The following is a 13015-nucleotide window of genomic DNA, read 5'->3' on the forward strand; positions in this document are numbered from 1 at the left end:
ATAAATTTTGTTTTGCAGAGAAAGGAGATTTTCATGGCATACAAATCATTTTCCATGGAACTTGCCGGCAGAACTCTTACAGTAGAAGTTGGAAGAGTTGCTAAGCAGGCAAACGGTGCAGCATTGATGCACTATGGCGATACTACTGTACTTTGTACAGCTACAGCATCAGAAAAACCAAGAGAGGGAATAGACTTTTTCCCACTTTCAGTAGAGTTTGAAGAAAAAATGTATTCAGTAGGAAAAATTCCGGGAGGATTTAACAAACGTGAGGGTAAGGCATCAGAGAATGCGGTACTTACTGCACGTGTTATTGACAGACCTATGCGTCCGCTTTTTCCGAAGGATTACAGAAACGATTGTTCACTTAACAACCTCGTTCTTTCAGTAGATACAGAGTGCCGTCCTGAGCTTGTTGCTATGATAGGTTCAGCGATAGCTACATCAATTTCAGATATTCCATTTTATGGTCCATGTGCTACAACACAGTTAGGTATGGTTGACGGAGAGTTTATTGTAAATCCAAGCCAGGAAGTATGGGATAAGGGTGACCTTAGACTTACAGTTGCTTCAACAAGAGAAAAAGTTATCATGATAGAAGCCGGAGCAAATGAAATTCCCGAAGCAAAGATGATTGAAGCCATTTACAAGTGTCATGATGTAAATCAGACTATCATTGAATTTATTGATAAGATGGTTGAAGAAGTCGGAAAGCCAAAGCATGAATATACAAGCTGTGCTATTCCGGAAGAGATGTTTGAAGAGATTAAGAAGATTGTTCCTCCGGAAGAGATGGAAGTTGCAGTATTTTCTGATGACAAACAGACTCGTGAGGAAAATGTGCGTCAGGTGACAGAGAAACTTGAGGAGGCATTTGCTGAGAATGAAGAGTGGCTTGAAATTCTTCCAGAAGCTGTATACCAGTATCAGAAGAAGACAGTACGCAAGATGATATTAAAAGACCATAAGCGTCCTGACGGTCGTGAGATTACACAGATACGTCCTCTTGCCGCTGAGGTTGACCTTATACCTAGAGTTCACGGTTCAGCTATGTTCACTCGTGGACAGACACAGATTTGCAATATCACAACACTTGCACCTCTTTCTGAAAAGCAGAAGGTTGACGGACTTGACGCAAATGTTATAGAGAAGAGATATATGCATCATTACAATTTCCCTTCATATTCAGTTGGAGAGACAAAGCCTAGCAGAGGACCGGGACGTCGTGAAATCGGACATGGAGCATTGGCAGAGAAAGCTCTTATACCTGTTCTTCCAAGCGAAGAGGAATTCCCATACGCTATCAGAAGCGTATCAGAGACATTTGAGTCAAATGGTTCAACATCTATGGCTTCAACATGTGCGTCATGTATGTCACTTATGGCAGCAGGTGTACCTATCAAGAAGATGGTTGCAGGTATTTCATGTGGTCTTGTTACCGGCGACACAGATGACGATTTTGTACTTCTCACAGATATTCAGGGGCTTGAAGATTTCTTTGGAGACATGGATTTCAAGGTTACAGGTACAACAGAGGGAATTACTGCAATCCAGATGGATATAAAGATTCACGGACTTACAAGACCTATCGTAGAGGGTGCTATTGCGAGATGTCGTGAAGCAAGGCTTTTCATCATGGATACATGTATGAAACCTGCTATTTCTGAGCCTCGTAAAGAAGTAGGAAAATATGCACCAAAGATTATTCAGATGCAGATTGACCCTCAGAAGATTGGTGATGTTGTCGGACAGAGAGGAAAGACAATAAATGCACTTATCGAGCGTACAGATGTCAAGATAGACATTACTGATGACGGAAATGTTTCTATCTGTGGAGAAGATGCAGATAAGATGGCAGAAGCAAAGAGACTTATAGAGGTCATAACTACTGATTACTATGAAGGTCAGATTCTTGAAGGAGAAGTGATAAGCATTAAAGAATTTGGTGCGTTCATTGAATTTGCACCCGGTAAAGAAGGCATGGTTCATATTTCAAAGATTGCTAAAGAAAGAATTGAGCATGTAGAGGATGTTCTTACATTAGGAGACCATGTAAAGGTTGTTTGTCTTGGAAAAGACAAGATGGGCAGAATGAGCTTCAGCATCAAAGATGTAAAATAAATATAGTTTTTGAATAAAAGCAGAGATGGAGATTTTGAATTTTTATCAAGATCTCCATTTTTTAACAGTTCAGCCTTTCATTTTTTACTTTTTTTATATAAAATACTCGACAATATACTTAAATGGTTGTAAAATGTATTTAAATGGAGAAAAAAGAACAGATATTGGAGAAAATAAATAGATGAGGAGTATTGTTACATGAAGAAAATGGATAATAAAAAATTTAACAGGCTATATTATGGGGTGTTTATATGTACTTTGTTTTCTGCAATATTATGTTTTGTTATCGGAGATGGTGATTTATCATATGACAAATATGTAACAGCATTTTATGGGGACAGTTATGGAAAGATAATAAGTATTATAAACCAGAAAGTTATAATTGCGGGAGTGGATACAAGGGTTATCCCGGTTTTACCTCTAAATGTAAAAGCTACATTGATAACTGTTATAGTTTTCATTGCAGGTTGTGTTGCAGTTCAGCTGCACACAAAAAAAAGTATATTTCTTGCTTTGGCAGGATGCATGAGTATATCATTTATACAGTGGTGGCTTATTTATAAGGGGATATTATATATTCCTATTATTGAGATTATTGTATTTGCCGGTTTTACGTATGTATTGCTGTCTGTCATCAAGAAGATTATATACAATTATAATACCAGAAATCTCCCGATAGGTGCTGTCGTTAAATTTGCGAAGAATATAGTAAATATGGAGTCGGAAACTACATATGCAAATTATCTTATAAACAATAAGAAACAGATTGAAAGGTCACTGTCTGCAAAGCTTGTTCATCCGGCACTGACAAAAGATTCAAGCCTTTTAAAGAAGATTGCAGCGGAAAGTCATAGAAATAAGAAGTTTGTTGAAACGCAGGTGTTTGGAAATGACAAACAGACAAGAACAACAGTATTGCAGACAAGAACAAAATTGTTTAAGGATTTTGAGTATCTGGCATTTATTCCTATGCCCATTATAGACAAAAGTTCGGAGGAACTTGTATATACAGTTATCGGTATAGACAAAAAAATGAGTGTACAGAGAGCTTCACATGTTTCAACTATGTTGTTCTCTATGTATATTTATTTCAGGGCAAGACATGAGAGAGACGAGCATCAGCGTGTATATTTTTCAATGCTTTCTCTAATGATTTCTGTGATAGATGCAAAAGATCCTGTTACGGCAGGTCATTCACAGCGTGTAGCTGAACTTTCAAGAGACCTCGGAACATGGCTTGGGATTGACAAAAATCAGATGTTTGAACTTGAATTTGCATCACTTATGCATGATATTGGAAAGATAGGTGTCTCAGACTACGTATTGAACAAGCCGAGTATCTTTACAAAAAGTGATTTTGAACAGATGAAAAACCATACCGTACGTGGTGCTGAGATGCTTAAAGAAGTCGGGATGAGTGAGGCTATAGTAGAGGGTGTAAGACATCATCATGAGAGAATTGACGGGCGTGGCTATCCTGACGGAATAGAAGGTGACGAGATAAATCTTATTGCTAAGATAATAAAAATTGCAGATGTTTATGATGCACTTACAAGCAAAAGACAGTATAAAGATGCTTGGAAGATAGATAAGGCAATGAATATTATTTACAATGGCAGAGGTATAGAATTTGATTCCGATATAGCGGATGTATTTATTGAACATATGGCACCGGATACATGGATTCCGCCTATTAAGAGCACGAAAAAGTCAGGAATAGACAGTCTGGTAGATAAAGCGGTAAGTATATCTGTCGATTTTTATCAGAAATATAGTGCTGAGATGGATGATAATTATGTTCTTATGAGCAGAAATAAAGATAAAGTTGATTTTTGCTGTGAAGATTCATTTATGGGATATGACTGGGGCGAAACATTCAACAACAGGAAGTTCCTTGTTGAGAAACCGCTTATTGTTGCCTATGAAGATAAAACAGAAAGTCTTGTATTTGCACAGTCATCCGATGATGAACATGTAGAAAAGATATATTATTATTTCTTTAAAGGATTTATAAATCTTGGCGTATATGTTTTAAAAAGAGAAAATGTTGGTGTTGTTTTAGATATACTTCTCAGAGAGTATGGTTCACCTGTAAAAGTCAGCGATGAGTTTATGGCATATAAGTGTAATAAAATGAGAATAGTATTTTATCATACAAATGATGATAAGTGCCTGCTTATCTATGCACCTGAGTATATGTGTGTCAATTATGTATTTGACAGTGAAAAAACAAATATGGCAAGTTAAATAAAACAATAGGATAAAATTTGGAAAGAGTTTGTTTTATATATGGAAAAAAAGAAAGTTAATACAAAAAAAATTTCAGGAATAGGTCTTATGATTGCACTGGCATTTGTCCTTAGTTATATAGAATCAATGATGCCGATAAATATTGGAATACCTGGAATAAAGCCAGGGTTTTCAAATATAGTTGTTATCTTTTCGCTATATGTATACAGTCCTTTAACTGCATTTGGCATTGCTATTGTCAGAATTATTCTTGTAGGATTGACATTTGGAAATTTTGCAAGTCTTATGTACAGTTTTGCAGGTGGTATGCTTAGTTTTGTGATTATGTATGTTTTGCGCAGATTGGATTTGTTTTCGGTAAACGGGGTGAGTGTTGCAGGAGGAGTAAGCCACAACATAGGTCAGATAATAGTGGCAATGCTTGTTCTCAAAACAAAACTGCTTATATATTATCTTCCGGCTCTTATAATATCGGGTACGATAGCCGGAATAGTAGTAGGCATAGCAGGAGGACTGCTTATAAAAAGAATTGGAAGATACATGAATGAAATGTAAGACAGAGGGGAGATAAGCCATAATTTACTTATGGCTTGTTTTTTTGCAATTTTACATGTAAAGCACTTTTGCATACATAAATATACACATATGGCTATGAAACAAAAGTACACCTAATACAACTTTTTGACAAAACTTTTTCAAAACAAAGTGAACAAATTAGTATTTTATGAAAGTAATTATGGTGATAGACTTTAGATAAAGCAAAACAAGTTATTGAAAGGAGAAGCTATGAAGGATATTAAAAAATATGGAAAAAAGAGCATGACGGCGTTGTTATCATCAGCTATGGTTTTAACACTGCCCGGCGTAAATGAACTTAAAGTTCAGGCGGCATCTGTTATAAACAGGGATGACAACAGTATTGTATATTCGGTTGATTGTGGAGATATCGATGTAACTACGGTTCCCGAGGATGGCCCGCTTGGAACTCACAACAGCGTAACTGATCAGATATATGGTGCTGACAAAAAAACAGGTTATAAATGGGGTGTTGTTGACACTGTTAGCAGCTCTCTTGTAAACGGTTCATCAAGTGCAGGCGGAGTAACCACTGACTGGACATGGGCATATGAATTTGCAGGCGGTGACCAGACTTCAAAGACAGGCACAAACCGTTATACAAAAAATCAATATGAAAAAAATACAAACAACGGAGAGAGAAAGTTAGATTATAAGTTTGAGATAGAAAACGGAAGCTATTATGTCGAGGTTGGATTTGCAGACCCTTGGGGATGTTCAAAATCACCTTCCGTATATGCTAATCTTGGTGAGAAAGATGAGACAGCGATTGCCAAAGATTTTTCGGTAAGTTCAAATTCAGGAGTTGTGACCGGAATGGTAACTGTCACAAACGGTGAGCTTACGATTGATGCAAGAGGAACAGGAGATAACAATAAGGCTATAAATATGACTTACATCACTATTAAAGAAGCTGGTGAAAAGACACTTGCGCAGACAGATATTGACGCATTGAATATTCCTGAAATTGCAACAGGTGATATTGAACTTCCTACAAGGGGTAGTAAAGCAGAAAGTGATATTTCATGGTCAAGCAGTGATGAGAGTATCATTACAAAAGAAGGTAAGGTAACAAGACCAGAATCGGGTCAGGCTGATTCAAAGGTTACACTTACGGCAACAGTAAAAAACGGAGGAGTAACACTTACAAAGGAATTTGTTGTAACGGTTACGGCACAGAAGGATATGACTAATCTTGAATATTTTGACAACGATAAAGTTGTTGTAACAGATGAGTATTATCAGAATGCACTTGAACTCGATGTGCAGAATCTTTTAAAACTTGATGCAGACAGACTTTTGGCAGGGTTCAGAGAAACAGCCGGATATGCTGCAGGAATGAGCGACAAAGATATTGAGAGTTACATGAAAAATAAAAAGCGCTATGAGGGCGGCTGGGAAAATTCTCTTATCGGAGGCCATACATTAGGACATTATATGTCAGCAGTTGCGCAGGGTATAGTAAATCCGGGTGTGACAGCAGAGGAAAAAGAAAAACTTACAGAGAGATTAAATTACATAATTGATGCTCTTAACGACTGCCAGAAAAAGACAGAGGGTGTGAACGGTCTTGAGGGATACATTTTTGGAGCAACACTTCCAAATTCATCATTTAAGAAAAATGTAGCACTTCAGTTTGACAATGTTGAAAAGGGAAGAGCAAATATCGCAACTGAGGCATGGGTGCCATGGTACACAATGCACAAGATACTTGCAGGACTTGTAGATTCATATCAGATTGCCGGAAACAAGACGGCAATTGAAGTTGCAAATAAACTTGGAACATGGATTGCTGACAGGGCAAACAACTGGAGTTCATCAACACAGAGCACTGTTCTTGGCATAGAATACGGCGGAATGAATGATGCATTATACCAGTTATACAAAGTTACTGATGCTTCAAACAAAGAGGACTTTTATAAGGCTGCACATCAGTTTGACGAGACATCATTATTTGAGAGTGTTCTTGCAGGTTCAAAAAATGTTTTGAACGGAAAGCACGCAAACACAACAATTCCTAAGTTTTTAGGTGCACTCTGCCGTTATGAGACAGATAATACCCAGACAAAATATCTCCAGTATGCTGAAAGTTTCTGGCAGATGGTAAAAGATAAACATACATATATTACCGGCGGAAACAGTGAGGATGAGCATTTTGGCGCCGATGAGGTACTCGACGGTGAGAGAACGGTCTGCAATAATGAGACATGCAACACTTATAATATGCTCAAACTTAGCAGAAGACTTTTTGTGATAACAGGCGATAAGAAATATGCAGATTATTATGAAAATACATTTATAAATGCCATTATGTCATCACAGGATCACAAGACAGGTCTTACAATGTATTTCCAGCCTATGGCAAGCGGATACCAGAAAGTTTTCGGAACACTTGAAAACAGTTTCTGGTGCTGTACAGGTTCAGGAATGGAGAACTTTACAAAATTGCAGGACAGCATTTATTTCAAAGGAAAAAATGTAATTGCCGTAAACCAGTATCTCGCATCAAAAGCTACAGGTGACGGATATGTCGTAGAGCAGACAGGTGACCTTTCAAAAGATGACACAATGGTATTTGAGGTAAGTGGTGATAAAATTACATTTAACCTTAAACTCCGTATGCCGGATTGGGTAAAAGACGAAAATGCAACAGTAAAATTCGGCGAGGAGGAATACAAATACGAAATAAAAGACGGATATATTGTTATTCCTAATGAAAAGATTAAGTCAGGTGCCAAATTCAGCATCAAACTTCCAATGGAAGTAAATGCATATAATCTTCCTGACGGAGAAGACACATATGCATTTAAGTATGGACCTTATGTACTCAGTGCAAAACTCGGAACAGCAAACCAGACGACAACATCACATGGTGTTGCGGTTACAGTACCTGCTTCAAAGGCAGTTTCAAATGATACTATCGGTATTACAAATGCAGCTGCTGTAGATGAATTTATCTCTAATATAAATGAAAATCTTGTAAAACAGGATGGAGAGATGAATTTTAAATTAAAAGGTACAAATGTAGATTATACATTCACAACTCATTACAATCAGGATGAGGAAAATTACGGTATTTACTGGACATATTATGTAGATGCTGACGGAAGAAACAGTCAGGCTGTACTTGAAGAAAAACAGAAAAACAGAATAGCAGATGCAACTGTTGATAAGATTGAACAGATTGGTCGTGGTCAGTATGAGCTCCGATTTACACTTGCCGACGGTAACGAGACAAAGGACGGACTTATTGATAACGGTTCTGTTGCTGAGGATGCACCAAATTTAAGCAGATATGCACAGGCATCTAAATCTTTTGCATATAAGATGGAAGCTGATGAGAATGAGGATAATTATCTTTTGGTAACATATGCAAAAGAAGATGACGGAAAGCCTATGAAAATTTCAGTCGGTGACAGTGTGATAACTGATGAAGTGTTAAGCAGCAAAGATGCAGAAGTTAAAAACATTACACTTGCAGATGCTGACAAGGATAAATATTATCAGGTTATGTACAAGATTCCGGCGAGTGTTGTAAAGGAAAACATAGGTGAATTAAAAGTAATTGAAAACGAGACAGAGGTTACAAAGAAAGTAATAAATATTGAATTTTCAGGAAAAGACAAAGTTTCTGCAAGAATTTGCAAATCACTTGTCATGATGAAGGCGTTTAGAAATACAAACGAACTTACATCTATAGAATATGACGGAAAAACAATTACACCTGACAAAGACAATAAGATTGAGATAGACACTACATATGATAAGGTACCTGAGGTTAAGTTTAATATCTCAGATGCCGGCGGATATGTAATGGCAGGCAATGACGTAGTTGATGAGACAGAAAGCAAAAAGATTAAGACATCCAGAAAAGTAACAGAAATTAAAGTAAAAGTTTACGCACAGGATTTTGAGACGGTATCAGAATATACTCTTGTAGTAAATACAGATTATACAGGTCTTGACCTCTCAAAGAATATCGTAAAAGCATTTGGATTTAACGAAACAAACGACGGAGCTGTGGCAGTTGCAAAAGCAAGCGTTCCGACAAGTATATCGGGAGCTAAGTTTAAGTATGTAAACGGTCAGAGTACAAAAGCATTGTCACTTGACGGAACATATGGACTTAAACTTCTTGATGATGCTTCAAAACTTGGAGAGAGTTATACTATCAGTTTTGCCATGAAAGCATCTGAGGCAGGAAGTGCAGTTAATCCGACAATAACAGCAGGAACATTTTCGCCCGAATACTGGCTAAACCTTACACTTGACGGTAAGATATGGTCGCATGATGCAAACGGCTACATTGATACAACAGCATCAGGAGCATATACAGCAGGTAAATGGCAGACAGTTACTCTTGTTGTAGACGGAAGTAAACAGGGAAAAACTGAGGGAACAGTTTCAGGAAAATTGTATGTAGACGGAACAGTTGTTACCGAGGGAAGTGTAGCAAGTGACATAATGAAAAAATCCGGCGCAGCAGTTTATTTTGGTGTAAATGCATGGGATGCATACTTTAAGGGTGAACTTGATGATGTATTATTGTTTAATAAAGCACTCGGTGAGTCTGAGATTGCTGCAATAAACAGCAAGGTTATAACAGCAGATACATTTAACAAGCAGACAGCGGTTTCAAATAAGCCGGTGGCAAAGAGCATTACTGTAAAAGCTTCAGGTCTTAAGAAGAATGTACTCACTATTGTCAAGTCTAAGAAAGTTAAACTTAAAGTTACAGTATCTCCAGCAAAGGCAAACCAGAAAGTAACATATAAGTCAAGCAATAAAAAGATTGCTGCCATAACATCAAAAGGTGTTGTAACTGCAAAGAAGAAAGGTACTGCAAAGATAACGATTAAGACAACAAACGGTAAAAAGAAAATTATAAAAGTAAAAGTTATAGCAAAATCAACGAAAAAGAAATAACAGACAGAATTTGTCTGGTATAATGAATAATTGATTTTTGTTGTATTTGTTGAAAAAACAGTAAAAATATTGCAAAAAATTATTCCATGAATGTGTAATCATTCATGGAATAATTTTCGTTGTGCGTAAGTATTTCGATAGTCAGATGGGCTTTGCCCTGTGATTTTTTTAAATGCACTCGAAAAATTATGATTGTCAGAAAAACCGATTTCATAACCGATTTGTGAAATCGGTTTATTTGTGTCGTTTAATAATGCTTTGGCAATATCCATTTTTTCGTTTAAAATATAGGCTTTCAGGGAGACACCTGACGCTTTTTTAAAGAAAGTAGTTATATATTTTTCGTTGTAGCCAAAATACCCGGCAATTTCGCTGACCTTGAAATTTTCACGTATGCGCCAGGAGATATAATCTACAATATCCGTGTATAACTGAACCTGTTCACCTTTTAGTGAAACTCTTCCGTTTGAGAGATAAAGCTGGCTGTGCAGTTCTGCCAGTGCTGACGTTATGTTCAGCGAATTAAGCAGCTTATTTCCGTACTTTCTGTCGCTGTCCTGTAACTGTTTTAACAAAACTATGATTCTGTCAATGCGCGGAATTGTTTCGTGTACAGGAAGTATCATATTTGAAGATTTATGTATATTATTTAAAATATCGTTTTCACTCATAGCACAAAGAGGAGATATAATTTCATTTGGATAAGAAAAATGTGTCCAGTAAAATGTACACTTTGAGGGTTTATATCCATATTGCTTTGTTGTCGGAGGCATTATAAGATATTCACCTTTTTTTATTACATATTGCTGTTTTTCGTCTGCGATGTACAACTCGCCGTCAGTCATAACAATAAATTCATAATCAATAAGCGCTCTTGTTATGTGAGTCCAGTTTTCGTCAGGAGCAATAAATTTTCCTGTCCAATTAAATTGTAAAGGCTGTGTTATCTGGAAATTTAATACATTCATATTATTTTTAAAATTTTACCTTTCCGCAAATTGCAAAATTAAAATTGTCAGATTAAGTATACCGTATAGATTACAGTATATAATAATGCCTGACGGGATGCAACTTATGACCGGTTCTCGATTTATGAAAAAATATATTTTTACTTATATTTTTACTTATATGGGAGACAATATTTATCAGACAATGAAAATATATTGAAGGGATAAATGGTTTACAATGGAAAATATAAGAGAATACGGAACACTGCAGATTGATGATGAGAAAAGCGGAAAACATTTTTTTGTTATATCTATTATAGGTGAAATAGAGGGGCACAACAGTGCATCAGATAAGATAAAAACAACTAAGTATGAACATCTTCTGCCACTGCTTGTTGCAATTGAGGGTGACGAGGAAATAGACGGTGTATTATTTCTTGTAAATACTGTTGGCGGGGATGTCTCATGCGGTCTTGCACTTGCAGAAATGATAGCGTCTCTCACAAAGCCGACAGTCTCACTGATAATAGGTGACAGCCATTCGATAGGGGTGCCGCTTTCGGTTGCGGCAGACCACACAATAATAGCACCGTCGGCAACAGTAGTAATACATCCTGTGAGAATGAGCGGAACGGTGCTCGGTGCACCGCAGACATATGAGTATTTTCAGCTCATTCAGGAGAGAATTACCAATTTTATAGCAAAGCACAGTGACATTGAAAAAAAGGATATAGAAAAGATGATGGTCACGCCCGGAATATTAACAAGGGATCTCGGAACGATACTTGTGGGCAAAGAAGCGGTAAAAAGAGGTCTTTATGATGAGGTTGGAGGGATTTTTGAAGCCATTAAAAAGCTGAGAGAGATGTAGTCTTTCTCGGCTTTTTGCGTTATAGAAAAATGATTGTTGTGCTGGTTTTGACCTTTTTTACAATATTATTAAGAAATTTATGATAATATTGCATTATGTCAATGTGTCCTATATAATGTTTAAGGAAAATAAAGACAAATTAAGGCAGACTACATAATCTGTGAATAAATATGGGAGTGTATATGAAAGAGAAACGAAGTGACGACAGAAAAAACAGCTTTAACAAAAGAAGTAAGGCGAAACGCAGAAAGAGAACAATAAAAAGAGTATTGTTAAGTGTATGTATCATTATCAGCGTGGTAGCCGGTTTTTTTGTGGCAAAAGCGCAGTATACATTTAATCAGTCGCTTAATCATGTTACAAGAAATTATGATTCGGCACTGTCAAAGGTTGACCTTAGCGGAATTAAGGTTAATTCTGATAATGATATAGTAAACCTTTTGTTTATAGGAAATGACCATCGAAAAGAGTGGAACGGATTTGTTGAGGAAGGACTTCCTGATGTCATGATGATAGGAACGCTTGACAAAAAACATAAATCTTTGAAACTTACATCATTGCTTAGAGATATGAAAGTGTATTCGTCGTCGACAGGAAAATACAGAAAATTGAACGAGTGCTTTAATGACGGTGGAATAAAGGGGGTATATAAAGCCATTGCAGAAAACTTCAATATAAAACTTGATGGATATGTTATGGTAGGATTTGACGCATTTACGCAGGCAATAAATGCAATAGGAGGCGTAGAGGTTGAACTCACGCAGACGGAAGTAGATTATTTAAGCCAGACCAATTTCATAAGAAAGAAAAAGTACCGCAAAGGTTTGAAAGTCGGCAAGCAGAAATTAAACGGGTATCAGGCACTCGGATACTGTCGTATAAGAAAGGGAAGAGATGTTATCGGCAAGTCAGTAGTGACGGCAAACGGACTCACGGATGATTATGGACGTACATGGAGACAGAGAACGGTAATAAGTGCCGTATTTGCCAAAATGAAGAAACAGCCGCTTTCAAAATGGCTTGATGTCGGAAATAAGGTTTTAAGCAATATTGAGACAGATCTTGGCAATAACGAAATTATATCACTTATGAAAGATACGGTATTTCTTGGAACAGCGGACGTAAAACAGCTTCAGATACCTATGGAGGGCTATTTCACAACAAGTTCCGACGGAGCATATCTGATTTCGACAAACGCAAGTGAAACCGACTGGAGTACAAATGCAGATATCTTGAAAAAGTTTATATTTAAATATAACGGAAACGGTGAATTTAAATATGATGACAAAAAATAAATATGAATAGAGTTTATATCAATTTCTGC

General features: G+C 36.8%; 7 protein-coding genes. 6 read left to right on the forward strand and 1 reads right to left on the reverse strand.

What is annotated here, in order from left to right:
* Nucleotides 1–33: 33 nt before the first annotated feature.
* The 4 genes from ACZLXV_RS03675 (at nucleotide 34) to ACZLXV_RS03690 (ending at nucleotide 9873) form a co-directional block, all read left to right on the forward strand.
* The gene (locus ACZLXV_RS03675) at nucleotides 34–2121 is read left to right on the forward strand and encodes a polyribonucleotide nucleotidyltransferase (protein ID WP_482382514.1); all 2088 of its coding nucleotides are present in this window, start codon (nucleotides 34–36) and stop codon (nucleotides 2119–2121) included.
* Between the two features lie 198 nt (nucleotides 2122–2319).
* Entirely contained in the window at nucleotides 2320–4368 is a 2049-nt protein-coding gene (locus ACZLXV_RS03680; protein WP_482382515.1) for an HD-GYP domain-containing protein, read from the forward strand.
* A 42-nt stretch (nucleotides 4369–4410) separates the two neighbouring features.
* Entirely contained in the window at nucleotides 4411–4926 is a 516-nt protein-coding gene (locus tag ACZLXV_RS03685; RefSeq protein WP_482382516.1) for a Gx transporter family protein, read from the forward strand.
* Nucleotides 4927–5157: 231 nt separating this feature from the next.
* Nucleotides 5158–9873 (forward strand): beta-L-arabinofuranosidase domain-containing protein, encoded by a 4716-nt coding sequence (locus ACZLXV_RS03690; RefSeq protein ID WP_482382517.1) that lies wholly within the window; start codon nucleotides 5158–5160, stop codon nucleotides 9871–9873.
* Nucleotides 9874–9971: 98 nt separating this feature from the next.
* On the opposite strand, the gene ACZLXV_RS03695 is transcribed toward ACZLXV_RS03690, so the two are convergent.
* On the reverse strand, nucleotides 9972–10841 hold the full coding sequence (locus ACZLXV_RS03695; protein ID WP_022225834.1) for an AraC family transcriptional regulator: 870 nt from the start codon (nucleotides 10839–10841) through the stop codon (nucleotides 9972–9974).
* 217 nt (nucleotides 10842–11058) lie between these two features.
* Here ACZLXV_RS03695 and ACZLXV_RS03700 point away from each other — a divergent pair, with 217 nt between their 5' ends.
* Nucleotides 11059–11691, forward strand: coding sequence for a ClpP family protease (locus ACZLXV_RS03700; RefSeq protein ID WP_367334885.1), 633 nt, complete (start codon nucleotides 11059–11061; stop codon nucleotides 11689–11691).
* Between the two features lie 182 nt (nucleotides 11692–11873).
* Entirely contained in the window at nucleotides 11874–12986 is a 1113-nt protein-coding gene (locus ACZLXV_RS03705) for an LCP family protein (RefSeq protein WP_022225836.1), read from the forward strand.
* Nucleotides 12987–13015: the final 29 nt, after the last annotated feature.

The sequence above is a fragment of the Butyribacter sp. genome, from assembly GCF_056818865.1.

Excerpts from the sequence above, each read along its gene's own strand:
- ACZLXV_RS03675 (WP_482382514.1), top strand. The coding sequence starts at position 34 with ATGGCATACAAATCATTTTCCATGGAACTTGCCGGCAGAACTCTTACA.
- ACZLXV_RS03680 (WP_482382515.1), top strand. The coding sequence starts at position 2,320 with ATGAAGAAAATGGATAATAAAAAATTTAACAGGCTATATTATGGGGTG.
- ACZLXV_RS03685 (WP_482382516.1), top strand. The coding sequence starts at position 4,411 with ATGGAAAAAAAGAAAGTTAATACAAAAAAAATTTCAGGAATAGGTCTT.
- ACZLXV_RS03690 (WP_482382517.1), top strand. The coding sequence starts at position 5,158 with ATGAAGGATATTAAAAAATATGGAAAAAAGAGCATGACGGCGTTGTTA.
- ACZLXV_RS03695 (WP_022225834.1), bottom strand. The coding sequence starts at position 10,841 with ATGAATGTATTAAATTTCCAGATAACACAGCCTTTACAATTTAATTGG.
- ACZLXV_RS03700 (WP_367334885.1), top strand. The coding sequence starts at position 11,059 with ATGGAAAATATAAGAGAATACGGAACACTGCAGATTGATGATGAGAAA.
- ACZLXV_RS03705 (WP_022225836.1), top strand. The coding sequence starts at position 11,874 with ATGAAAGAGAAACGAAGTGACGACAGAAAAAACAGCTTTAACAAAAGA.